This window comes from Streptococcus sp. KHUD_013 (genome assembly GCF_052588545.1).
In genome coordinates this window covers 1887254-1912459 of sequence record NZ_CP186264.1, presented here as the reverse complement: position 1 = coordinate 1912459, position 25206 = coordinate 1887254, and the positions used below count along the sequence as shown (strand labels likewise).

At 44.4% G+C, this 25206-nt stretch carries 24 protein-coding genes; 21 read left to right on the top strand and 3 right to left on the bottom strand.

The window, feature by feature from the left end; translation table 11 throughout:
• Positions 1-18 precede the first annotated feature (18 nt).
• From ACOXXR_RS09220 to ACOXXR_RS09180, 9 genes are all read left to right on the top strand, one after another.
• A complete protein-coding gene (locus ACOXXR_RS09220; RefSeq protein WP_023024938.1) occupies positions 19-498 on the top strand; it encodes a V-type ATP synthase subunit K in 480 nt (159 codons plus the stop codon).
• A gap of 56 nt (positions 499-554) precedes the next feature.
• Positions 555-1145: a hypothetical protein gene (locus ACOXXR_RS09215; protein WP_195612138.1), complete on the top strand. Its 591-nt coding sequence runs from the start codon at positions 555-557 to the stop codon at positions 1143-1145.
• Positions 1146-1153: 8 nt separating this feature from the next.
• Positions 1154-2164: a V-type ATPase subunit gene (locus ACOXXR_RS09210; protein ID WP_270309054.1), complete on the top strand. Its 1011-nt coding sequence runs from the start codon at positions 1154-1156 to the stop codon at positions 2162-2164.
• Positions 2154-2474 (top strand): V-type ATP synthase subunit F, encoded by a 321-nt coding sequence (locus ACOXXR_RS09205; protein WP_023027501.1) that lies wholly within the window; start codon positions 2154-2156, stop codon positions 2472-2474. The genes ACOXXR_RS09210 and ACOXXR_RS09205 overlap by 11 nt, the downstream gene beginning before the upstream one ends.
• A complete protein-coding gene (locus ACOXXR_RS09200) occupies positions 2471-3175 on the top strand; it encodes a GNAT family N-acetyltransferase (protein ID WP_445278466.1) in 705 nt (234 codons plus the stop codon). The genes ACOXXR_RS09205 and ACOXXR_RS09200 overlap by 4 nt, the downstream gene beginning before the upstream one ends.
• A 33-nt stretch (positions 3176-3208) precedes the next feature.
• A complete protein-coding gene (locus ACOXXR_RS09195; RefSeq protein WP_445278465.1) occupies positions 3209-4999 on the top strand; it encodes a V-type ATP synthase subunit A in 1791 nt (596 codons plus the stop codon).
• Positions 4986-6383: a V-type ATP synthase subunit B gene (locus ACOXXR_RS09190; protein WP_023024949.1), complete on the top strand. Its 1398-nt coding sequence runs from the start codon at positions 4986-4988 to the stop codon at positions 6381-6383. The genes ACOXXR_RS09195 and ACOXXR_RS09190 overlap by 14 nt, the downstream gene beginning before the upstream one ends.
• 21 nt (positions 6384-6404) lie before the next feature.
• Positions 6405-7028, top strand: a complete 624-nt coding sequence (locus ACOXXR_RS09185; RefSeq protein WP_023027505.1) for a V-type ATP synthase subunit D — start codon at positions 6405-6407, stop codon at positions 7026-7028.
• Positions 7029-7577: 549 nt separating this feature from the next.
• Positions 7578-8750, top strand: a complete 1173-nt coding sequence (locus ACOXXR_RS09180) for a LysM peptidoglycan-binding domain-containing protein (protein ID WP_445278464.1) — start codon at positions 7578-7580, stop codon at positions 8748-8750.
• A gap of 239 nt (positions 8751-8989) precedes the next feature.
• Here ACOXXR_RS09180 and ACOXXR_RS09175 read toward each other — a convergent pair whose 3' ends face one another.
• Complete coding sequence (locus tag ACOXXR_RS09175) at positions 8990-10162, bottom strand: CynX/NimT family MFS transporter (protein ID WP_445278463.1); 1173 nt, start codon at positions 10160-10162, stop codon at positions 8990-8992.
• Positions 10163-10860: 698 nt separating this feature from the next.
• On the opposite strand from ACOXXR_RS09175, the gene ACOXXR_RS09170 reads away from it, so the two are divergent.
• A complete protein-coding gene (locus ACOXXR_RS09170; protein WP_006595245.1) occupies positions 10861-11202 on the top strand; it encodes a metal-sulfur cluster assembly factor in 342 nt (113 codons plus the stop codon).
• A gap of 48 nt (positions 11203-11250) precedes the next feature.
• On the opposite strand, the gene ilvD is transcribed toward ACOXXR_RS09170, so the two are convergent.
• Complete coding sequence (ilvD, locus tag ACOXXR_RS09165; protein WP_006597056.1) at positions 11251-12954, bottom strand: dihydroxy-acid dehydratase; 1704 nt, start codon at positions 12952-12954, stop codon at positions 11251-11253.
• Between the two features lie 238 nt (positions 12955-13192).
• On the opposite strand from ilvD, the gene rpmF reads away from it, so the two are divergent.
• The 5 genes from rpmF (at position 13193) to ACOXXR_RS09140 (ending at position 15507) form a co-directional block, all read left to right on the top strand.
• Complete coding sequence (rpmF, locus tag ACOXXR_RS09160; protein ID WP_003009516.1) at positions 13193-13375, top strand: 50S ribosomal protein L32; 183 nt, start codon at positions 13193-13195, stop codon at positions 13373-13375.
• 15 nt (positions 13376-13390) lie between these two features.
• Entirely contained in the window at positions 13391-13540 is a 150-nt protein-coding gene (rpmG, locus tag ACOXXR_RS09155) for a 50S ribosomal protein L33 (RefSeq protein ID WP_001265622.1), read from the top strand.
• A gap of 582 nt (positions 13541-14122) precedes the next feature.
• Entirely contained in the window at positions 14123-14719 is a 597-nt protein-coding gene (locus ACOXXR_RS09150) for a DUF3796 domain-containing protein (RefSeq protein ID WP_154854744.1), read from the top strand.
• A gap of 2 nt (positions 14720-14721) precedes the next feature.
• Positions 14722-14946, top strand: a complete 225-nt coding sequence (locus ACOXXR_RS09145; RefSeq protein ID WP_009732004.1) for a helix-turn-helix transcriptional regulator — start codon at positions 14722-14724, stop codon at positions 14944-14946.
• A gap of 93 nt (positions 14947-15039) precedes the next feature.
• Positions 15040-15507, top strand: a complete 468-nt coding sequence (locus ACOXXR_RS09140) for a DUF1643 domain-containing protein (protein WP_154854747.1) — start codon at positions 15040-15042, stop codon at positions 15505-15507.
• A gap of 158 nt (positions 15508-15665) precedes the next feature.
• Here the strand turns inward: ACOXXR_RS09140 and ACOXXR_RS09135 are convergent, their stop codons facing one another.
• A complete protein-coding gene (locus ACOXXR_RS09135; protein WP_154854751.1) occupies positions 15666-17369 on the bottom strand; it encodes an LPXTG cell wall anchor domain-containing protein in 1704 nt (567 codons plus the stop codon).
• Positions 17370-17771: 402 nt separating this feature from the next.
• Here ACOXXR_RS09135 and asnA point away from each other — a divergent pair, with 402 nt between their 5' ends.
• From asnA to ACOXXR_RS09105, 6 genes are all read left to right on the top strand, one after another.
• Positions 17772-18764 (top strand): aspartate--ammonia ligase, encoded by a 993-nt coding sequence (gene asnA / locus ACOXXR_RS09130; protein WP_048692049.1) that lies wholly within the window; start codon positions 17772-17774, stop codon positions 18762-18764.
• Between the two features lie 191 nt (positions 18765-18955).
• On the top strand, positions 18956-20230 hold the full coding sequence (gene hisS, locus ACOXXR_RS09125) for a histidine--tRNA ligase (RefSeq protein WP_140814774.1): 1275 nt from the start codon (positions 18956-18958) through the stop codon (positions 20228-20230).
• Between the two features lie 157 nt (positions 20231-20387).
• On the top strand, positions 20388-22169 hold the full coding sequence (locus tag ACOXXR_RS09120) for an MFS transporter (RefSeq protein WP_154854754.1): 1782 nt from the start codon (positions 20388-20390) through the stop codon (positions 22167-22169).
• A gap of 125 nt (positions 22170-22294) precedes the next feature.
• Positions 22295-24505, top strand: coding sequence for an anaerobic ribonucleoside-triphosphate reductase (gene nrdD, locus ACOXXR_RS09115; RefSeq protein WP_445278462.1), 2211 nt, complete (start codon positions 22295-22297; stop codon positions 24503-24505).
• A gap of 12 nt (positions 24506-24517) precedes the next feature.
• Positions 24518-24658, top strand: coding sequence for a hypothetical protein (locus ACOXXR_RS09110; RefSeq protein WP_006595204.1), 141 nt, complete (start codon positions 24518-24520; stop codon positions 24656-24658).
• 43 nt (positions 24659-24701) lie between these two features.
• Positions 24702-25202: a GNAT family N-acetyltransferase gene (locus tag ACOXXR_RS09105; protein ID WP_023024972.1), complete on the top strand. Its 501-nt coding sequence runs from the start codon at positions 24702-24704 to the stop codon at positions 25200-25202.
• The last annotated feature ends 4 nt before the right edge of the window (positions 25203-25206 follow it).

The following is a 25206-nucleotide window of genomic DNA, read 5'->3' as shown; positions in this document are numbered from 1 at the left end:
TTTTATAGGAGTATATTCATGGAATCTTTAGCTTCATATTTCTCAACCCATGGGGGTGCCTTCTTTGCAGCACTTGGTGTAGCCATTGCAGTGGCTCTTAGCGGAATGGGTTCAGCCCTCGGTGTTGGTAAAACTGGTCAAGCTGCTGCCGCACTCTTGAAAGAACAACCAGAAAAATTTGCCCAAGCTTTGATCTTGCAATTGCTGCCAGGTACACAAGGTCTGTATGGTTTCGTTATCGGGATCTTGATCTGGTTGCAAATTAAGCCAGATATGGCTCTTGAAACAGGAGTTGCTTACTTCTTCACAGCTCTTCCAGTAGCGATTGTTGGCTATTTCTCAGCGAAACACCAAGGGAATGTCGCAACTGCTGGGATGCAAATCTTGGCAAAACGCCCAGAAGACATGATGAAAGGAGTTATCCTTGCGGCCATGGTTGAAACCTATGCCATCTTGGCCTTCGTTGTGTCCTTCCTTTTGACTCTTCGCGTCGGCTAATCTAGACACACCTTTTTTATCGGTAGTGAAGAACTCCAAAGGAGGAAATAGAAACAATGACGGATTATTCCCAATTAAAGGACTCCATCCTTGAACAGGCCCATGAAAAAGGCCGGAAATTAGTGGCGGAAGCGACGGCTAAGGTCCAAGCAGAAGCTCAGTTGCAGGAAACTCGTTTGGTAGAAGAAAAGTTACATCAACGGGCGGTTCAATTGCAGACGATTGAGCGCCGCTTGCAACGTGAAAGCCAACAAATCGAAAATCAAAAACGTCAATCAACATTGGTTACCAAGCAACGGGTTTTAAAAGAGTTGTTTGCGGACGCCTACCAGAAAATGGCGGCTTGGTCGCGTGAAGAAGAACTCGCATTTCTTCACCGCATTCTTCCTCGTTATGCAGACCAAGCAATGGTCTTAACCCTAGGTGCTGTGACGGCAGAAAAACTAACGGATCAAGATTGTCAGGATTTGATAGAGGCCTATCCACAGCTTCAGTTAGCAAAAGAAACTCTTGCCCAAGAAGCAGGTTTTATCCTTTCCTTTGGCAAAGTGGATGCCAGCTATCTCTACCGTGATCTCGTCGATGCTGTACGGGAGGAGCAGAGCTTCCATATGGCAGCTAGCATTTTTAAAGAAGAGAAGAACTAGGAGGGCCTATGAGTGAACGGACGTATTCTCAAGTAAATACCGGGATTAGTGTACGTGAAGCTAGTTTTTTGAGTCCAGCTCAGTTTGATGCCCTTCTGACCAGCCCAGATGCAGAAGCGCGTGCCAGTCTCTTGCAAGGGACGGCCTATGCCTTGGAGGCAGATCAACTGCGTCAAGTCCAAGTAGTCGAGCAAGCCTTGATGAAGCACCTTCTAGCAGAGTATGACTGGGCTTATCAAGTAGCTCCGAATCCAGCTGTGGTCGACCTCTTTGCCCTCAAGTACACCTATCACAATCTCAAGGTTTTCTTGAAAGAGCGAGCAACGGGGCGGGAGTTGAACTTCTTATTATTGGATACAGGCCCCTATTCGTTAGCAGTTCTTGAACAAGTAGCCAAGACCTTTTCTTCAGAGAACTGTCCAGAGTTTATGGCTCAGGAAGTAGCAGCGACCTGGCAGGAATATGTCGACTATCAGGATATTCGAGTTCTGGAAATCGGCATGGATCTGGCTTACTTTGATCATCTCAAACGCTTGGTGGAAAACCTCGAGCATCCACTTTTAGAATCGCTAGTTACCTTGACCATTGATTGTTACAATGTCATCACAGTTGAGCGGGCCCTCAGCCTGAAAAAGCCAGGAAGCTTTATGAAGCAACTCTTGTCCGATGCTGGAACTCTCTCAGCAAGAGAAGTCATCCAATGTGTGAAGCAGGGCAACCTCATCAGTTGGTTTCAACAAGTCAATCCCTTGCCTTATGATGTGGAACTGACTCGGTACGAAGAGCAGATGCGAGCAGGGAGAGTGAGCGCTGAGACAGTGGAATACCTGGAGCATGTGATTAAGTACCGAATTTTGGAACAAGCTTCCTTTGAGACAGACGGCCCCTTGCCTTTAGCTCGCTATCTTTTTGGAAAAGAGCTGGAGGTGAAGAATTTACGTTTGGTCTTGACGGGTCTGGATAATCAGCTCCCGATTGACAAAATAAAAGAAAGGATGAGACCGATCTATGGCCAGTAAAACGCAAAAAATTGCCGTTGTGGGAAACCGAGATGCTATCCTTCCTTTTCAGATGATTGGCTTTCAGACCTTTCCCGTAGCAGAGGCTCAGGAAACCATTAATACCTTACGTCACTTGAGCCAAGAAGATTTTGGCATCATCTATCTGACGGAAGATATGGCTCAGGAAATCCCAGATACCATTGCCCACTACGATCGCCAAGTAACTCCAGCAGTCATCTTGATTCCTACTCATAAGGGCTCGACTGGGCTAGGACGCCAACGCATTCGCGATAATGTCGAAAAAGCAGTGGGGCAGGATATTTTATGAGAACAAATGAATTTGGCCAAGCGATTGGAGATAAACTGCCAGATTTTACACCGGGGCGTCTACCAGCTATTGAGCGGATTGAGGGTCGCTATACCGTAATCGAGCGCCTGTCAAAGGAAAAACACGGAGCGGATCTTTATCAGGTCTACGGGCCAGCCTCCCCAGCAGATATGTGGACCTATCTATTCAATGGCCCTGCCCACAATGAAGCTGAGTGGGATCGCCTGTTGGATGATCTCATGACAGCCCAAGGTCGCTTTTACTATGCGATTGTAGACAAAGATTCCGGCAAGGCTTTAGGGACATTCTCTCTCATGCGGATGGATCAAGCCAACCGAGTGATTGAAGTTGGAGCGGTGACCTACTCACCAGCGCTCAAGAAGACACGCATGGCAACCGAAGCTCAGTATCTCTTGGCGCGCTATGTGTTTGAGGATTTGGGCTACAGACGCTATGAGTGGAAATGTGATGCCTTAAACCAAGCTTCTCGTAAAGCAGCTGAGCGCTTGGGATTCACCTATGAAGGCTGTTTCCGTCAGGCTGTTGTTTATAAAGGTCGGACTCGAGACACAGACTGGTTGTCCATCATTGATCAAGAATGGCCAGCTATCAAAGAGCGCTTCGAAGCTTGGCTGGATCCAACTAATTTCGATGAAAATGGTCAACAAAAGCAATCTCTAGCCGATATGGTGCAAAAGTAATACAAAGAAACAAAGGATTCCCAGGAGGAATACATGACTCAAGGAAAAATTATTAAAGTTTCCGGTCCCTTGGTGGTCGCATCAGGGATGCAGGAGGCCAATATCCAAGATATTTGCCGGGTCGGCGATCTTGGATTGATTGGCGAAATTATTGAGATGCGTCGGGATGAGGCATCTATCCAAGTATATGAAGAAACGTCTGGAGTCGGACCAGGTGAACCGGTGGTCACAACTGGGGCTCCCCTCTCTGTTGAGTTGGGACCAGGTTTGATCTCTCAGATGTTTGACGGGATCCAACGCCCCTTGGAACGATTCCAAGAAGTCACAGCCAGTGACTTCCTTATTCGTGGGGTTCAGGTTCCAAATCTAGACCGTAACACCAAATGGACCTTCGAACCGACTGTGGTAGAAGGGAGAGAGGTGGTCGCTGGAGACATCGTCGGTACCGTTCAAGAGACCAATATGGTGGAACACCGCATCATGGTGCCTTACGGAGTCAGTGGGCGTGTGACCAAGATTGCAGCAGGTTCTTACACAGTAGAAGAAGCAGTTTATGAGATTGAGCAAGCAGATGGCAGCCTCTTTACCGGAACCTTGATGCAAAAATGGCCGGTTCGTCGAGGCCGTCCCTTTGCACAAAAACTGATCCCAGTAGAGCCTTTGGTCACAGGTCAACGGGTTATCGATACCTTCTTCCCAGTGACAAAAGGTGGAGCTGCAGCTGTTCCTGGTCCTTTCGGAGCTGGAAAAACCGTCGTGCAACACCAGGTGGCTAAGTTTGCCAATGTGGACATCGTGATTTACGTTGGTTGTGGGGAACGTGGAAATGAAATGACAGACGTTCTGAATGAGTTTCCAGAATTGATCGATCCAACAACCGGCCAATCCATCATGCAACGGACGGTTCTGATTGCCAACACTTCGAACATGCCAGTGGCAGCGCGGGAAGCTTCCATCTACACAGGGATTACCATTGCCGAATACTTCCGTGATATGGGCTATTCCGTTGCCATCATGGCCGATTCGACGTCGCGCTGGGCAGAAGCTCTTCGTGAAATGTCTGGTCGTCTAGAAGAAATGCCCGGAGATGAAGGCTACCCGGCCTATCTTGGTAGCCGGATTGCCGAATACTACGAACGTGCCGGCCGGGTTAAGACACTCGGAACGACTGCGCGTGAAGGTTCTATTACCGCTATCGGTGCTGTTTCCCCTCCGGGTGGAGATATCTCAGAGCCCGTAACGCAAAACACCTTGCGGATTGTTAAGGTCTTCTGGGGACTGGATGCTCAGTTGGCGCAACGTCGCCACTTCCCAGCCATCAACTGGTTGAGCTCTTATTCCCTTTACCAAGATGAGGTAGGCCAATATATCGATCAGCATGAGCAGATTAGCTGGGCAGAAAAAGTCACCCGCGCCATGAATCTGTTGCAAAAAGAGAGTGAATTGCAAGAGATTGTGCGCTTGGTTGGTCTGGACTCCTTGTCTGAAAAAGACCGCTTGACTATGAATGCGGCCAAGATGATCCGTGAAGACTACCTGCAACAAAATGCCTTTGATGAGGTCGATACCTATACCTCCTTCAGTAAGCAGGTTGCCTTGTTGACCAACATTTTGACCTTTGATCAAGAAAGTCAAAAAGCGCTAGAATTAGGGGCCTACTTCACAGAAATCATGGAAGGAACGGTAGACCTTCGGGACCGCATTGCCCGTAGCAAGTTTATCCATGAGGATCAGTTGGCCACCATTCAAGCCCTGAAAGAAGAAATCGTAGAAACCCTACACCAAATCGTAGCCCAAGGAGGAGTAGACAATGAGCGTGATTAAAGAATACCGTACTGTCAGCGAAGTTGTTGGCCCCTTGATGATTGTCGATCAGGTCCAAGGGGTTCGCTACAATGAACTCGTAGAAATCAAGCTCCATGATGGAACAACCCGTCAGGGACAAGTCCTCGAAGTCCAAGAAGACAAGGCGATGGTCCAGCTCTTTGAAGGATCTAGCGGGATCAACTTGGAAAAAGCCAAAGTCCGCTTTACCGGACGTCCCTTAGAACTTCCAGTGTCCGAAGACATGGTGGGCCGCATCTTTAACGGGATGGGCAAACCCATCGATGGTGGTCCGGAGATTATCCCAGAGAAGTACTTGGACATTGATGGACAAGCCATCAACCCAGTATCTCGGGACTATCCAGATGAATTTATCCAGACAGGAATCTCGGCCATTGACCACTTGAATACCCTGGTTCGGGGCCAAAAACTCCCAGTCTTCTCCGGTTCTGGTCTTCCTCACAAGGAGTTGGCAGCTCAGATTGCCCGTCAAGCGACGGTACTGAATTCCGAAGAAAACTTTGCCGTGGTCTTTGCGGCCATGGGGATTACCTTTGAAGAAGCAGAGTTCTTTATGAATGACCTTCGGGAAACAGGAGCCATTGACCGCTCTGTCCTCTTTATCAACCTAGCCAATGACCCAGCTATCGAGCGGATAGCCACTCCTCGGATTGCCTTGACAGCGGCAGAATATTTGGCCTATGAAAAAGACATGCATGTCTTGGTCATCATGACCGACATGACCAACTACTGTGAAGCCCTTCGGGAAGTCTCCGCTGCTCGCCGGGAGGTTCCAGGACGTCGCGGTTATCCAGGTTATCTCTATACCAACCTATCCACCCTCTACGAACGTGCCGGACGCTTGGTTGGAAAGAAAGGATCTGTGACCCAGATTCCGATCCTCTCCATGCCGGAAGATGACATCACCCACCCTATTCCTGACTTGACAGGCTACATCACCGAAGGTCAGATTATTCTGTCCCGTGATCTCTACAATAGTGGCTACCGTCCACCGATCAATGTCCTTCCATCTCTTTCTCGTTTGAAAGACAAGGGATCTGGTGAAGGGAAGACTCGGAAAGACCATGCGGCGACCATGAACCAGCTCTTTGCGGCCTATGCCCAAGGGAAACAAGCAAAAGAGTTAGCCGTGGTGCTTGGGGAATCTGCCTTGTCAGATACAGACAAGCTCTATGTCAAATTTACTGATCGCTTTGAGAAGGAATACATCAATCAAGGCTTTACTACCAATCGGAGCATTCAAGAAAGTCTAGATCTGGGCTGGGAATTGCTGGCTATCTTGCCAAGGACAGAGCTCAAGCGGATCAAGGATGATATGATTGACGAATACCTCCCAAAAACTTCTAAGGAAGCACAAGCCTAGGAGTAGAAAGGAGGAAGTCAAATGGCACGATTAAATGTCAAACCCACCCGGATGGAGTTAAACACCCTCAAAGAGCGTCTGAAGACAGCAACTAGAGGGCATAAACTTCTCAAGGACAAACGAGATGAGCTCATGCGACGCTTCATCGAATCGGTCCGTGAAAATGACCGCCTCCGCCAGAAGGTTGAGGCAGCTCTCGTCGGAAATATGCAAGAATTTGTCCTCGCCAAATGTCTGGAAAATGACCTCATGGTCCAGGAAATCTTTGCGGTGCCGACGCGTGAGGTCAGCCTGCATATCGAGACGGAGAATATCATGAGTGTGCGCGTGCCCAAGATGCATGCCCATATCGATAATCCGTATGGAGACGATGAGGGAGACGTGGTCTACAGCTACGTGGCTTCCAATAGTCAGATGGATAGTACCATTCAAGAAATGGAAGAACTCCTCCCAGACCTGCTGCGTCTAGCTGAGATTGAAAAAACTTGCCAGCTCATGGCCGATGAGATCGAAAAAACGCGCCGTCGGGTAAATGGACTGGAGTATGCGACCATTCCAGACCTCAAGGAGACCATCTATTATATCGAAATGAAACTCGAAGAAGCCGAACGCGCCAACCTGGTCAGAATGATGAAGGTCAAATAAGATACAAAGCCCGCAAAATGCAAAGTGAAAATAGGGAGCAGGACAGAAGCACTGTTGTATAGAATGCTTCGTTGTCCTGCCCCCACAAGGCTGATTAGGATTTTTCCGAGCTCTTAAAGCGAGAGAAAAATCCAATCAGCTACTGTGCCTTTGAAGTTAGTACTATTACAGTTTGCGTTTTACACACAGCATTTAGGGCGTGTTCAATTAATAAGATACAAGCCGTTAAAAACAGCACCCCAAGTGATGTCTACAGGACACGAACTTAGGGTGCTTTTTTAGCTTTTATTCGACTGAAAAATCTTCTAAAATCCCTTGGTTCAGAGCTCTCAAAAGCTTCTGACACAATGAATTTGTTTGATTATCCAAATAGTACTAACTGTCGTTAATTGTTAAGAGAATGTAACAAGAAAGGGTTAATGTTACAAATTAGGGTCAGTTAGATTAAAAGAAAAGAAGAGTCATTCTAAAGACAAAAAATGTGGTAGAATATTAAATGTATCTGTCTGGAGATAAATCTCCGATAATAAGAAAACGAGGAAAGAACGTATGAAGAAAGTAAATAAAAAGGCTCTAATTGCTTCGACTGTTGCTATGGCGGTATTGCCATTTACAACTGGTAAAGCAGAATCAAATGGAGATTGGGTTGCCCGTTCTGTAGATGAAATTCGTGCAGATATTTCAACTTCAGAAAACAAACAAACCTACACCATCAAATATGGGGATACCCTAAGCACGATTGCGGAAGCTTTGAATGTTGACGTAACTGTTTTGGCAAACTTGAACCAAATCAGCAACATTGATTTGATTTTCCCAGGAACTGTCTTGACAACAACTGTCAATGACCAAAACCAAGTGACAGGTGTAGAAATCCAAACTCCTACAGCAGGTAATGCTGATGCAACTGTGACAACTTCTGCTGATTTGACAAACAACCAAATCAAAGTAGACAATCAAACTGTTGCAGTGGGTGATTTGACAAAACCAGTAGCAGATGAAAGCAACCAAGCTGTAGAACTCCCTCAGGCACCTGCAGTTGTAGCAGCAGTGGCAGAGCAAGTATCAGAAAGCTTGTCAACTCCAGAAGCACCAGCTGAAACACCTGCACCAGCAGCTCCAGTAGCAGAGGAGGCACCAGCACCAGTTGTTGAAGAAGCACCTGCGCAACCTGCTGCAGCGCCAGCTGAAGTAGCGGCTCCTGTAGAAGCACCAGTTGTTGAGGAAGCCCCAGCGACTCCAGTAGCTGAACCAGCTCCAGTCGTAGAAGTTCCAGCAGAACCAGAAGTTACTGCGGTTGCTTCAACACCACAATATGGTGCACCAGCACCAGTTGTTGATACGACAGCTTCAACTCCTTCAACAGCAACTCCAACTTCAAATGAAGGTCTTCGACCTCAAACAATTAAATTCAAAGAACAAGTGATTAATGAACTTGGCTTGACTGATATCGGTGGTTACCGTCCTGGTGACCCAGAAGATCACGGTAAAGGTCTTGCGATTGACGTTATGGTTCCAGAAAGTTCAGCGATTGGTGACCAAGTAGCTCAATATGCAATCGATCACATGCAAGAAAATGGAATTTCTTACATCATCTGGAAACAACGTTTCTATGCTCCAGTAAATAACATTTATGGACCAGCAAACACTTGGAATGAAATGCCAGACCGTGGTAGCGTAACAGAAAATCACTACGACCACGTACACGTGTCATTCAACCCATAATCAAGTCATAGCAAAGAGGTTGGGACAAAAGTCCCAGCCTCTTAATTGTCTTTGGATTGTCGAGCAAGACGCAGTGGTTGAGTGGGCTCTACTACGCTGATTTCATCAGCTTTTATAGCCCTACTCAACTGTGCGGAGGTGGGACGACGAAATCGAATTCTAACGAATGACCGATTTCTGTCCCACTCTCTTTTTTTGTATAAAAAATAAACCCCATTTGATCAATGGGGTTTATTGGATTAAAGGATAACATCAGATTTCTCTACTTGATAGAGAGCAATACTCATGAATAAAACAACAACCAGAAGAAGTAAAACTCCGGGTGTCCAAGAATGGAAGATTTGTTGGCTTGACCCAAATAAGATAGGTCCAAGTGCAGCAAAGATATATCCTCCTGTTTGAGCTAGCCCAGAGAGTTGAGCCGTTTTCTCAGGAGAGCTAGACTTCATGGAGAAGGTGACCATGAGGTAAGGGAATAAGATACTCGTAAAACTTCCGATCAAGATATTCAGGATCAACCAGTAAATGAAGTTGTTTGTCTTTATTAACAGCATGGCAATTCCAGTAAAACCAGCTAAAACAGTCGTTATCAGCATGATGCGACGGTTTCGTTCAGAAAGGCTGGTGGTGAGACTTGGAATAGTCATAGAGAAAGGAAGACTCATCAGGGTGAATACAGATGCTAAAATTCCTGCATTGGCTTGATCGATACCAGCTTGGGTTGCCATGGTAGGAAGCCAGGTCATCGTCGTATAGTACAAGAGAGACTGTAGACCACAGAAGAGCATAATAGCCCAGACCTTACCATTCTTATACCAGCTAGTCTTATTTTCATTAGAAGAGGAGCTTTTTTTCAAATAATGATTGTGACGAGCATTGGGGAGCCAGATCACAAGTGCAAGCGCACAGACAACGGTCAGCACCCAGACTAGGCCTTGCCAAGAGGTGGCTTGAGTGATAGGAACAGCAACAGAAGAAGCTACCGCAGTAGACAAGCCCATTGCTGTGATATAAAGGGTTGTTAAGAAGCCAAGACGTTTTGGTTCATTAGCTTGGATCAAGCTTGGTAGAAGGACATTGATAAAGGCAATCGCAGCACCAATCAAAAGAGTTCCCACATAGAGGAGAGGCAGATTGATGGTGCGTAGAGCAGATCCAATCGTCATCAGGATCAAAACTCCGAGAAAGAGTCGCTCAATCCCAAAGCGTCTCGCCCAGCTAGTAGCAAAAGGAGAGAAAATAGCAAAGGTCAGGAGGGGGAGACTCGTCAAAAGGCCGAGAGAACTCACCTCGACACCAAAGCTAGCAGCAATATCTGATAAGACAGTGGAGAGGGTCGTAAATGGGGCCCGCAAGACCACTCCTAGTAAAAGGATCCCTGGAATGAGAAAACGTGAATGGCTTTGTTTCATAATGTACCTCCTTGTTCGAAAATGAACAGCATCCGTATCATTATAGCACAAGAACTTGGAGGAGGCAAAAGGAATTATCGGGAGACAAAGCCCGTAAAATAGCTATTTCGCCTACAAATATAGGAAATAATAGAAAGATAGAGCTGAAAAAAATTTTTGAAGGTTTTAAAACTTTCTTCACACATACTTTTTATAGGAGTCTAGTTATCTCCGCTCAAACTGCGTCAACGTACCTAAACTCGCTGATGCTCGTAAAAAAATAAGGAACGTAGTTCTCACTAGCGTTCGAACTGCATCAATGTACCTAAACACGTCTACGTCCCTATTGGACTTGACTTACTAAGGTACTAAGGAACGTAGTTTTCGCTCCGCTCAAACTGCGTCAACGTACCTAAACTCGCTGATGCTCGTAAAGGTACGTAGAAAAAAAGCCACCTGATTTGGTGGCCTTTATGGGAGATTATTATGAAAAAGTTTAGGATTTTCTATCAAACAAAGTTAGGAGGTCTTCATTTGATGGTATTAGTATAAATCGGAAAACTTAAAGAAAGCTTAAGAAAAGTTCCTGTAATTTTAAATCAGTCTTAAGGCGGATGGTTTGATTTGTAGCTATCATTCGATCTCATTCTAGGTGAACTTGCATTATTGTCAGAATTGTGAGAAAATAGTCTTCATCAAAGGAGGGAAAGGATAGTGAGATGAGAGAGGATATCAAGATTAACGACCGTGCCCTGGCACTGGAGAAACAATTGATTGAGAAGTTAGAGCTTGTGTTTGATACCGATGTTGAATTGGATGTCTACAACCTCGGTTTGATTTATGAGTTGGATCTGGATGAGGAAGGGACTTGCAAGGTAGTCATGACCTTTACCGATACCGCTTGTGACTGTGCGGAAAGTTTGCCTATCGAAATCGTCGCCCGCCTAAAAGAAATTGACGGTATCGAAGACGTCAAAGTAGAAGTAACCTGGTCGCCAGCTTGGAAAATTACACGAATCAGCCGATACGGGCGCATCGCCCTTGGTCTTCCTCCGAGATAAATCAATAAAACTCACTTTACAAATTCGTAAAGTGAGTTTTTTCATATCTTATTGTTTACCAGACTGTTCCATATTCCAGAAGTCGGTCACGGCACCGCGTGAAGCAGAGGATACCGTGTGGGCATACTTACCGAGAACACCACGGCTATACAGTGGTGGCAAGGTTGTTTCAGCCTTCCGTTTGGCCAACTCTTCGTCTGAGACGTGCATGGTGATTTCTTTGGTATCTTGGTCAACTGTTACCAGATCCCCTGTATGGAGATAGGCGATTGGGCCACCAACCTGAGCTTCAGGCGCAATGTGACCAACAACGAGACCATAAGTCCCACCTGAGAAGCGACCGTCTGTCAAGAGGGCCACCTTATCTCCTTGGCCTTTCCCGACGATCATAGATGACAAGGACAGCATTTCCGGCATACCAGGACCACCCTTAGGTCCTACGAAACGAACAACAACAACGTCGCCATCTACGATTTCATCCGAAAGAACCGCTTCAATGGCAGCTTCTTCAGAGTCAAAGACCTTAGCAGGACCAGTGATGTTACGAACTTTCACACCTGATACCTTGGCAACCGCCCCTTCTGGAGCCAAGTTCCCTTTCAAGATGATCAATGGACCATCTGCACGTTTTGGATTTTCAAGTGGCATGATAACTTTTTGACCTGGTGTCAAATCAGCAAAGGCTTCTAAGTTTTCAGCCACCGTTTTACCAGTACATGTGATACGATCCCCATGAAGAAAACCATTCTTAAGAAGGTATTTCATGACGGCTGGCACACCACCGACATTGTAAAGGTCTTGGAAGACGTATTGACCAGAAGGTTTCAAGTCTGCCAAGTGAGGCACACGCTCTTGGAAATCATTGAAATCTTCAAGTGTCAAATCAACGTTAGCTGCGTGAGCGATCGCAAGCAAGTGAAGGGTCGCATTTGTTGAACCACCAAGTGCCATGGTCACTGTAATCGCATCTTCAAAGGCTTCACGAGTCAAGATATCAGATGGCTTTAGTCCCATTTCAAGCATTTTGACAACTGCACGACCTGCTTCTTCGATATCGGCTTTTTTATCAGCTGATTCAGCAGGGTGAGAAGAGGAACCTGGCAAGCTCATACCAAGGACTTCGATCGCTGTCGCCATGGTGTTAGCCGTATACATACCACCACAGCCACCAGGGCCAGGGCAGGCATTACATTCCAGTTGCTTCACTTCTTCAGCAGTCATGTCACCATGGTTCCATTTCCCGATCCCTTCGAAAACAGAAACCAAGTCGATATCCTTGCCGTTCAGATTACCAGGGGCAATGGTCCCACCATAAGCAAAGATTGCAGGGATATCCATATTAGCAATGGCAATCATCGAACCAGGCATGTTCTTATCACAACCCCCGATGGCTACAAAGGCATCCACGTTGTGACCGCCCATAGCAGCTTCGATAGAGTCTGCTATGATATCACGAGACGTCAAGGAGAAGCGCATCCCAGGCGTTCCCATAGCAATCCCATCCGCAACCGTAATGGTTCCGAATTGGACTGGCCAAGCTCCTGCATCTTTTACACCTTCTTTGGCCAATTTTCCAAAATCATGGAGGTGCATGTTACAAGGTGTGTTTTCAGCCCAAGTAGAGATTACCCCTACGATTGGTTTTTCAAAGTTTTCATCTGTCATCCCAGTTGCCCGAAGCATCGCCCGGTTAGGGGATTTGACCATGCTGTCGTAAACACTACTGCGATGGCGTGTATCTAATTCTGTCATCTGATTCCCTCTCATCGTATTTTTTATTATTATAGCACAATTTACGGCCCAACGACAGAAGAAAATTCTTGAATTTTCAGACAATTTAACAGAGCGAGGATAGAGGACAACAGAATGAAAGAAATTATTTGAAAAAAGTTGTCAAGTAACTTTACTTTACAAAAAAGTTTTGTTATACTGTTAAAGTTGATGAAAATCAAACCTAATTGAATTTATATCTTAAAAGGAGAAAAACGAAATGGCAGTACCTGCACGTCGCACATCAAAAGCGAAGAAAAACAAACGTCGTACGCACTACAAAGTAACAGCTCCATCTGTAAACTTTGACGAAGCAACTGGAGATTACTCACGTTCACACCGTGTATCACTTAAAGGATACTACAAAGGACGTAAGATCGCTAAAGCTGCATCAGCTGAATAATAGAAGGGAGATACCATGCGCGTAAATATTACACTTGAACACAAAGAATCTGGTGAACGCTTGTACCTTACTTCTAAAAACAAACGTAACACTCCAGACCGTCTTCAATTGAAGAAATACTCACCAAAACTTCGCAAACACGTTGTGTTTACAGAAGTTAAGTAGGGGTTCAATACGAATCAATACATAAGAAAAACGCTGATTTAAAGCGTTTTTTCTTTTTGCCAAATGCGATATATTGCACTGTATTTCAATCCAAACTCTACCTTTTTCTCTACCTTTTTTCTTAAGACCTGGTTTGGAAAGTTTGGGTTTCAGTTGGATTAAAAATAGCGTCATATCAAGGCTTTTCAGAACGGAATCTACTGATTAATTTCATAAAATTTGAATCAGTATTTTTTAAACAGGGGAATAGTTTAGGTCTGTAAGAATTAACTTATACATTTACAAGGTTCATTCTGATCGACTTTATAACTGTCTAAGAAAAAAGTAAAGATTCATACAGTATCTAGATTTTCCAAAAATTCTTTATCATCAAATATTATTAACAAAACTATCCAAACCAAATCCGATACATTGCTTCAAAGAATTCTTTAGTTGTTTGACTAGCGAGGTCTTTAATTAAAAAAATTTTTAAAATAATTGCCACCTTGACACATAAATTCTTGCTTTCCAATTTTGAATGTGATATATTTATAACATAAATTTTAAGTGTTATATATTTATAACATAAAAAAGGAGTCTATCATGAAAAAAAGTCAAAAAATGCGTGGCCTCATTGCAATGATTGCCGTAGCTCTCTTTATTGATTTTATTGTTTTATTAGGTTCTAATCTTAGTTGGGGATCCAAGTTAGTTATTACTGGTATTTCAGTGTCAGGTCAAATTATAGCTATATGGAGCTGGCTACATATGAAACCACGGCCTCATAAGATTCAGAAAGGTAAGGGGAAGACTATTTTTGACTTGTCTGCTAAGCTTTACACGATACTTCTTTTTGCAGCAAGCATTTTTTATACAGTAGGGATTTGGGTTGCGACCCCAAGCGAAAGTTCTGGTATTAAAGAATGGATTTTGGGGATTGGTCTCGTTATTGAAGTGATTGTATTTGGTTTTTTCTGTTTGAAAAATGTCAAGGAAACTCCGGACGAACGCTTTTATGCTAATTTAGCCAAGGCAGCTAGCTTGATGTTTGTTTTTATACTAGGCGCACTGATGATTCTAGCAGTTATCATTGGGTATATAGGGTCTCTCACTCTTCACATGGGCCAGATCTTTATTAGCATATCTGCCTTGATTTTCATCTTTGCGATTGTCTATCTTATCTTGGAACGGAGAGGATAAGCATGGCCAAAGAAAGCAAGATTATTACTAATCTCAAATCTGTTCGTGAGTCCACAGGCATGACCCAGCAGGAGTTAGCCGACCTCATCGGCATGCGACGCGAGACAATTCTGCACTTGGAAAATAACCGTTACAATCCTTCGCTGGAAATGGCTCTTAAAATTGCTCAAGTTTTTAATCTGAAAATAGAAGACCTCTTTGAACTCAGACAAAAAGAGGAAGCATAATTCTTTTCGAGACCTAGTATTAAGTTCATTGATTAATTAGGAATTGAAGCCAAAGGAAAAATCCTTTGAAATAGAAGAAAATGGAGGTTCACAATGATAAAAGACGCTATCCTATCTGAAGATAGAAAATACCGTTACATACTTTCTCGTACTTGGGATGAGACAAAACCTACTGTTCTATTTATTGGATTAAATCCGTCTACGGCTGACGAAAAAACTGATGATCCTACAATTCGAAAGTGTATCAATTATGCTAAATGTTGGGGTTATGGAAAAATCCTAATGGCAAATCTTTTTGCTTTCAGAAGTACTGATCCAAACAAGCTTAACCACGAAGAGGATCCAGTTGGACCAGAAAATGATTCTTATATCCTAAAATCTGCATCTGGAGTAGATTTAATTATTGCATGCTGGGGAAATCCAGGAAGACTTTTTAGTCGTGATAAAGAAGTTATCTCATTGATACCTAACTTACATTGCTTAAAGAGAAATAAAAATGGAACCCCTAGTCATCCACTCTACTTATCCAAAGATATCAAACCTTCCTCATACAAAGGATAGTCCTTTAACTTTTCGAAAAATAAGTATTTTCCAGAAAGTTGTGTAATGTAAAAAGATGTGTATGAAAACTTTAATTTAAGATAAAAAAACCCAATTTGTCAAATTAAGTTAGACAAAAAACCTCTAGCCATTAGCTAGAGGTTTCGATTCAGTCAGGTTTATTGATTTGAAAGTTTACGTTTCAATAAGATAGCGCCTGATAGAACCACTGCTCCTAGGACAATGAATCCAGTAGCTGCGACGTCACCTGTACTTGGGAGAACTTTCTTACGACCTTTACCTTTGCCATCGCCTGTACCTTCAGTTGTTGAAGATGACGGAGTTGGTGTTGGAGTAGGAGTTGTCGTTGAAGATGTAGTCGGTTCTTCGCTTGTAGTCGTAGTTGTTGTTGTTTCGCCTGTCGTAGTTGTCGTTGTTGAATCTTCTTTGGTTGTTGTAGTAGTTGAAGATGTAGTCGGTTCTTCAGTTGTAGTCGTAGTTGTTGTTGTTTCACCTGTAGTGGTTGAAGTAGTAGTCGGCTCTTCAGTCGTCGTAGTCGTTGTGGTGGTTGTAGTCGTTGTAGTCGTGGTTGTTTCTTCCTTCGGATTGACGATCGTCTTGGTTACTGAGTGATCGGCTCCGAAATCTTCAGCATTGACTTCTGTATCTGCAGATTTAATGCTGTAGCCTGCAGGTGCTTCTGTTTCAGTTAAGATATACTTATCTTTTAGCAAAGCACTGACAGTAATGTTCCCGTTTTCGTCGGTTACATACTCACCGATGACTTGGTTGTTCGCTTGACGTACGACCTTGAATTTGGCACCTTGAAGAGGTTGGTTGGCATCATCTACTTTGTGGATATTGATAGTAAATACATAGCCAACACCAGAGCCACCAGCGATTTGTACAGCGGCAGCATTGGTTACTTCTTTCACTACTGTATTTTTTCCTTTTAAGATGGCATCATTTTTTAGGAGTTCGCCATCTACAGGCTCGTAGTTGAGCTCAACGTCGTAAGCAATACGATACTGGTCTTTTTCAGTGATATCGCCTAAGTCAACTACAAAGGATTGACCGTCTTCACTAATGGTCACCTTGTGTTGGTCAGTGACATCTGTTCGATCGCTAAATTGCCATTCACCTGCTACAAAGGCAAAGTTCCCTTTTATGATTTTAATGCTACCAGGCACATAAGAAGCGTTGGTAAATTTCATGTGATCTTCAATGGTCACGCTATTGATATTTTCTCTGGTCCGGTTGACAGAAATGGTATAGGATACCTTCTTGTGATTGTCTGAATTTACCCAGCTCGTCTTTGTCAAAACTTTGGGATTCCCGTCTCCAACTCCCTTGAAGGTTACTTTTCCGCCGACCTTAAGCTCGTTGTTAATGGTGATTTCAATTGGGATTTCTCCTTTTTCAGGGTGCTTCTGGAAATCAATCCGTGCATAGAAGAAGAAGGAGCCGTTAGTGTCAGAGTGTTTCTCAACATAGTCTGTATAGGTGAGGGAAATCGATTTTTTTGCAGCATCTACGGTTGCATGAGCGATGACCTCGTTGGTGTTAATATCTCGAATCTCGAAGCTGTCTGAAGAAATGATAAGGGCATCTGGCACAGTCACGACGGTGGTGTCCCCTGCTTTGACATTTTTTCCAGCTAAATCGTAGGTGGCATTAATTCGGAAAGTAGCCCATTGCTCCAACTCCCAAGTGAGATCTCCACCTTCGTTATTGGTGACGTTGACACTGGTAATCGTGTCCGCAAATCTTCCTGTTACCGAAACAGTCGATGTTTCAGCAGATAATCTATTCAACCCTAAAGTGAATAGGGTGGCTAGTAAACAAAGAACAAATGGGAAAATCCAAAATTTCTTTTTATCCATAAATTTCTTCCTTTTTCATAAAATGGGTGTTTAATAAACAATCCTACTCTTAGTTCAACTAAGACGATCAGTAGGTTTCCAAAAGATGGAGTTGCTATTAAACGACACGGTATTGCGACAGGTTACTCGGTTGTTAGTTACGGTGTTGTTAAGAATGAAATCCTCCCTTTGTTCAAACAATCACAAGATCGTCTTCTTAGATAGATTGTAGCACAAAAAGCACCTTATTTCAACAGTATAACTTTGATTGTTAAAATAAAAATGAGTATAAAATAGATAGGTTAAATAGCTGAAAGGAGAGGGTCTTGAAATAGCTTTCAAAACCCCTTTTTGAAGCAGTAGGTATTGCTTTTTCTCTAAAAAAGCGTATAATCAAAATCATACTATTTAAAGGGAGTCTCTATGAAGAAGAGTTTTATTCATCAGCAAGAAGAAATTTCATTTGTAAAAACAACATTTACTCAATATTTGAAAGACAAACTAGAAGTCGTTGAGGTTCAAGGTCCAATCTTGAGCAAGGTAGGAGATGGGATGCAGGACAACCTATCCGGTGTGGAAAACCCTGTCTCTGTAAAGGTCTTGCAAATTCCTAACGAGACCTATGAAGTCGTTCATTCCCTTGCAAAATGGAAGCGTCATACCTTAGCGCGATTTGGCTTTGGAGAAGGGGAAGGTCTCTTCGTCCATATGAAGGCTCTTCGTCCAGATGAAGATTCGTTGGATGCGACCCACTCAGTTTATGTTGACCAATGGGACTGGGAAAAGGTCATTCCAAATGGGAGCCGTAACCTAGCTTACTTGAAGGAAACGGTTGAAAAAATCTACAAGGCCATTCGTTTGACGGAGTTGGCAGTTGAAGCTCGCTATGATATTGAATCAATCCTGCCGAAGCAAATCACCTTTATCCACACAGAAGAGTTGGTAGAGCGTTATCCTGACTTGACGCCGAAAGAACGGGAAAATGCTATCACTAAAGAATATGGAGCCGTCTTTTTGATTGGGATCGGTGGCGTCTTATCAGATGGCAAGCCGCATGATGGACGGGCACCAGACTATGACGACTGGACAACGGAAACTGAAAATGGCTACAAGGGCTTAAACGGAGATATCCTTGTTTGGAATGATAACTTAGGGGCGGCATTCGAATTATCTTCTATGGGGATTCGGGTTGATGAAGACACCCTCAAGCGCCAGGTTGCTATTACAGGAGATCAAGATCGTTTAGAATTGGAATGGCACCGCGCGCTCTTGAATGGACTCTTTCCACTGACTATCGGAGGTGGGATTGGTCAATCACGGATGGCCATGTTCTTGCTTCGTAAGAAACATATCGGAGAAGTTCAAACCAGCGTCTGGCCTCAAGAAGTTCGCGAACAATATGAAAATATCTTATAAGATAGTTGAAAGTAAAGAAACGAAAAAAATCGAGCCTTGCATGTGATGCGGGCTCGATTTTTATGGGGCTGGAGAAGTTCCCTTTTTCTATTCCTGATGGGCTTGTAGGCTGATTTTATCGCTTGAGCGCTGTCACGGACTAGAAATTATGATAAAATAAATAGTACAAAGCAAGCAAAGGAGTGGTGTCTATGAAATTACAAAAACCAAAAGGAACCCAAGATATCCTGCCACAGGAATCCGCTAAGTGGCAATATGTAGAAGGATTTGCTCGCGAAACCTTTAAAAAATACAATTACGCAGAGATCCGCACACCTATTTTTGAACATTACGAGGTCATTAGTCGTTCGGTAGGGGATACAACGGATATCGTGACCAAGGAGATGTACGACTTCTATGATAAGGGTGATCGTCATATCACGTTGCGTCCGGAAGGGACAGCACCAGTGGTCCGCTCCTATGTTGAAAATAAACTCTTTGCACCAGAGGTTCAAAAACCAAGCAAGGTCTATTATATCGGTCCTATGTTCCGCTATGAGCGTCCTCAGGCTGGCCGTTTGCGTCAATTCCACCAGATTGGTGTAGAGTGTTTTGGATCTAGCAATCCAGCCACAGACGTTGAGACGATTGCCATGGCTGACCAATTCTTCAAAGAAATTGGCATTGAAAATGTCGTCCTCCACTTGAATACCCTTGGTAGCACAGCTAGTCGGGCAGCTTACCGCCAAGCTTTGATCGACTACCTCCTTCCAATGAAGGACCAACTTTCAAAAGATAGTCAACGTCGTCTAGAAGAAAATCCGCTCCGCGTCTTGGACTCAAAAGAAAAAGAAGACAAGCAAGCGGTTGAGAATGCTCCATCTATCCTAGACTACTTGGACGAAGAAAGCCAGGCACACTTTGATGCCGTACGGGCTATGCTAGACGGTCTCGGAATTGACTATGTCATCGATACCAATATGGTACGTGGCCTAGACTACTACAACCACACTATTTTTGAGTTCGTGACAGAAGTAGACGGGAATGAGTTGACCGTTTGTGCGGGAGGTCGTTACGATGGCTTGGTAGAATATTTTGGTGGGCCAGCAACGCCAGGTTTCGGTTTTGGGATGGGACTTGAGCGTCTCTTGTTGATCCTCGATAAACAAGGAGTTGAGCTTCCTGTTGAGACGTCATTGGATGTCTACATTGCTGTGTTGGGTTCAGAAGCAGAAGTAGCTGCCTTGGAATTGGTTCAGGCCCTTCGTCGTCAAGGCTTCATCGCAGAACGTGATTACCTAGGCCGGAAGTTGAAGGCTCAGTTCAAGTCAGCTGACGTCTTTGGGGCCAAAACTATCATTGCCTTAGGTGGTAGCGAGGTTGAAAGTGGGCAAATCACCGTCAAAAACAACCAGACTCGCCAGGAAGTGACCACGTCCATCGAAGAAGTAAAAAATGATTTTCAGACTATTTTGAATCAACTATAAAAAGAAAAGACGGATGCCGAGAAGGTGTCGGTCTTTTTGCATGTCCTCTACTTTCTCCTTGTGGAGAAAGCTGACAGCTGGGCCCATTTTTGATATACTAGTAGGGTATGCATGTGCCCTTTAGCACTTGCAATTCTAGTAAAGGAAAAAACACGGTATGAGTGAAAAAGAAAAAGAATCGCATAAACTTGGCTTGAGTGTCGGGTCCAATTTTCAAGATACTCAAGAGCTACGAAAGGTATTGGAACAATCAATTAGCCGGGAAGAAGAAGTTTTGACGGCTAGTCAACCGGTGGAATCGGAGCAGAACCAGGAAGAGAGCCAGGTTGCTGGAGAAGCGGTGGAAACAGAAGCTTCGACCGGAACTCTAAGTCGCCTATCACAATCTGGTCATCGTCGCAAAGAAAAGGTTGAAGCGAGATCGAAAGACCAAGAGGATGTAGAAGAGACATTAGAAGAGCAAGAAGATGAAAAGTCGTTGGGGCGCTATGCCATTAAGCGACCAGTTCCCTTGTCACTACCAATTGCTCTTAGTGTCCTACTTGGGCTGGTCCATGTAGCCCTTCCTTTTATCAACTTACTGGCGACCAACCAACAAACCCAGGACTTATATGCCGGTTGGGCAATGTCTCAAGGTCAAGTTCCCTATGGTCATTTCTTTGGGGTCAATGGCTTGCTCTACTACGGGATCAGCGCTTTAGGAAGTTTGCTAGGAGGTCAAGTTCTCCTGGTGGTCTTCCAGATTTTAGCTTACTTTTTTGCTGGGACGAGCCTGTATCGGATGGTCAGAAGCTTGGTTGCAAGTGAAAAAATTGCAGGACAAGTTCAGCTACTCTTCTACCTACTTGCTGGAGTGCTTGGATTTGGCGGCAATTACGCTGTCTTTTATGCCCTGCCCTTCCTATTTGGCTCTATGAATTTCATTCTCGCTTATCTAGAGGGTGAGAAAACAGATGAATCCTTTGTCGCCTATGGCGCAGGAGCCTGTTTGGCCTTTATGATGGTGCCATGGCTGAGTGTGATTTTTTATCTGCTTGCTTTTCTTGGATTGACAGCCTATCATGTGAAGCAAAAGAAATTTGCCCACGGCTTCTATCAATTCCTTGCTGCCCTCTTGGGATTCTCTCTTCTTTTCTATCCCTTAGGCTACATCACCGTGTGGAACGGCTCCTTTGGGTATGCAATCCATCAGACCTTGTATAGTCTCCGCTCCCTCCAGTTTGATGCGGGGCACCTATTTGCCAACCTAGTTTATTACTGTTTATTGCTGTTAACGCTTGGTTTCGCTTCAGCTTTCGTCATGTCCTTCCGAAAAGTATCGACAAGCGGTCAATGTGTGATTCGGTTTATGAGTTGGTTTGGTCTTCTGCTGGTTGCCACTGTTGTGGTTGGGACACCAGAGCAAGGGGCCTATCAGTTCCTTAGCCTCTTGCCTTTTGGTCTCCCCTTGTTCGCTCTTTGGTTTGCGGGAGAAGAGTCCACTTATCAGCGCCGAAAGATGAAGAACAATTCAATCTGGGACCTTTATTTCTCCAGTCAAGCCTTCCTACCGATTTTGGCAATGGCTTATTTAGTAGGCTATCCAGTTGTGAATCAATTGGTTCTCCAAAACAATCTAGCAAGTGAACGAAGCACCATTGCCCAGTATATCAAGAGTCATAGCGATTCCAAAGATACTATCTATGCTTGGGATCAGACGGCCCATCTCTATCAAGAAAGTGGTCGCTTAGCGGCTTCAGCCCTCCTAACTCCGACGGCCTATCTAAGTCCGAGGGAAAATCGAACCAATCTGATCAATCAGATTAAGCAAGCCAGGCCGAAGTTTATTGTGGTCAATAAGGACCTAGATGTAACGTCTGCTCTGCAGAAAGTTCTAACCAAAAATTATGAAAAAGTGAACCAGAAGGGTTCGCAGTACACCTTGTACCAATATAAATAGACTATCAATATCTTGTGGTTTTGAAATGAAATAACATTTTTTGCCACAAGATATTGATTTTTTATTTTTGAGTGATATAATATGGGGTGAATTGTATTTGTATAAAAAAGAAAGTGGGCGAGCGTATGATAACGTTACGAGAAGAGCATATCCAAAGTCTCCCCCAACTCTTTGTGGAAAAGAGAGATGGGCGGAAGGTCAAGTTTGATGTCGATAAAATATACCGTGCTTTGGTTAAGGCAACAGAAGAAGTGACAGGCCTCACTCCAGCCTTGGAAGCGAAATTAGAAACCGTTACAGACCGGATCGTGGCTGAAATTTTGGAACGCTTCCCTCGTGGCGTAAAAATCTACGAGATTCAAAATGTCGTTGAGCACGAGTTATTACAAGCCAATGAATATGCGATTGCAGAGAGCTATATTACCTATCGGACTCAGCGGGATTTTGAGCGCTCAAAAGCGACGGATATTAACTTTACCATTGGCAAACTCCTCAATAAGGACCAAGCAGTGGTGAATGAAAACGCCAATAAGGACAGCGATGTTTTCAACACCCAGCGTGATCTGACTGCGGGGATTGTCGGAAAATCTATTGGTCTCAAAATGTTACCCAAGCACGTGGCCAATGCCCACCAAAAAGGGGATATCCACTACCATGATTTGGATTATAGCCCTTATACTCCAATGACTAACTGTTGCTTGATCGATTTTGAAGGTATGTTAAAGAATGGCTTTAAGATTGGGAATGCAGAAGTAGAAAGTCCTAAATCCATCCAAACTGCAACGGCTCAAATCTCGCAAATTATTGCCAATGTGGCCTCTAGCCAGTATGGTGGTTGCTCGGCAGACCGGATCGATGAAGTTTTGGCCCCTTATGCAGAAAAGAATTATAAGAAGCACTTGAAGGATGCTGAGGAGTGGGTTCTCCCTGAAAAACGCGAGGACTATGCTTGGCAAAAAACGAAAAAAGATATCTATGATGCCATGCAATCGCTGGAATACGAGATCAATACCCTCTTTACCTCCAATGGACAAACTCCCTTCACCTCGCTAGGCTTCGGTCTCGGAACCAATCGTTTCGAACGGGAAATTCAAAAGGCCATTCTGGAAATTCGAATTAAGGGACTCGGTTCAGAACACCGGACCGCTATTTTTCCGAAGTTGATTTTCACCTTGAAGAGAGGCCTCAACTTAGAGCCGGGGAGTCCCAATTATGACATCAAACAGTTGGCCTTGGAATGTGCAACCAAACGCATGTATCCGGATGTCCTCTCATATGATAAGATTGTCGAATTGACGGGCTCCTTCAAGGTACCCATGGGCTGTCGTTCTTTCCTTCAAGGGTGGAAGGATGAAAATGGTGTCGAAGTCAATTCTGGCCGGATGAATCTGGGAGTTGTGACGGTTAATTTGCCCCGGATTGCCTTGGAATCTGGCGGAGACAAGGAAAAGTTCTGGGAAATCTTTAATGAGCGGATGAACATCGCGGAAGATGCTTTGGTCTATCGGGTAGAGCGGACCAAGGAAGCAACCCCAGCTAATGCACCGATTCTTTATCAATATGGCGCTTTTGGGAAACGCTTGGGCAAATACGACCAGGTAGACCAACTTTTCCGCAACCGTAGAGCGACGATTTCACTCGGCTATATTGGATTGTATGAAGTGGCGACGGTCTTTTATGGGCCTAATTGGGAAGAAAATCCAGAAGCCAAACAATTTACAATCGAGATTATTAAGGATATGAAGAAACGGGTCGAAGAATGGTCCGATCAGTATGACTACCACTTCTCCATCTATTCGACACCGTCAGAAAGCTTGACAGACCGCTTCTGTCGCTTGGACACGGAGAAATTTGGGAAGGTTCCGGATATCACAGACAAGGAATATTACACCAATAGTTTCCACTACGATGTCCGCAAGAACCCAACCCCGTTTGAGAAATTGGACTTTGAAAAAGTCTATCCAGAAGCTGGAGCGACGGGTGGCTTTATCCACTATTGTGAGTACCCAGTTCTCCAACAAAATCCAAAAGCCCTTGAAGCGGTTTGGGATTATGCCTATGACAGGGTCGGTTATCTCGGAACCAATACGCCAATCGACCGTTGCTACAAGTGTGATTTCGAAGGGGACTTCGCGCCAACCGAACGTGGTTTTACTTGCCCAAACTGTGGCAATAGTGACCCCAAGACAGTGGATGTCGTCAAACGGACCTGTGGCTATCTAGGAAATCCTCAAGCTCGCCCCATGGTCAATGGCCGCCATAAGGAAATCGCTGCGCGGGTTAAACACATGAACGGGTCTACTATCAAATCAGCTGGACACCAAGTGAAAGATTAGAAAAGGAAGATTATGGGAAAATACCAATTAGACGATAAGGGCAAGGCTCAGGTACAACGATTCCACGAAAAACATTCGACAGGCGGAATCAATAAAAAAGACCGGGTAGCCAGCCTGAGAGAGCAATTTTTAAAGAAAGCTAAGAAAAAATAAAAGTGAGAGTTCGCTCTCGCTTTTCTCGTATGGGGAGGTAAAGATGGAATTACGCAGACCAACTCTAGCAGATAAAGAAACTGTATTAGACATGATGACAGAGTTTGAAGAGACCCAATCAGCCCATGACGGTGGATTTTGGGATGCTGAAGCTTTTGTTTATGAAGACTGGTTGAAAAGCAACCGTGATATGGAAATGGGGCTAGGGATCCCTGATGGTTGGGTGCCTGCTGTTCAGTTAGTCGCTTTTGCTAGAGACGGTCAAGCGGTTGGCTTTCTCAACCTCCGATTGCGTCTGAGTGACTATCTCCTAGAGGAGGGTGGGCATATTGGTTATTCCATCCGTCCCTCTGAACAGGGCAAGGGCTATGCCAAGGAAGCTCTCCGTCAAGGTCTTCAAGTAGCTAAGGAGAAGAACATCCATCTTGCTCTGGTGACCTGCAGTATTGACAATCCGGCTAGTCGAGCTGTTATCTTAGCTAACGGTGGCCAGTTGGAGGATGTTCGAAATGGAACGGAGCGTTATTGGATAGAGGTGGAGTAGAAGG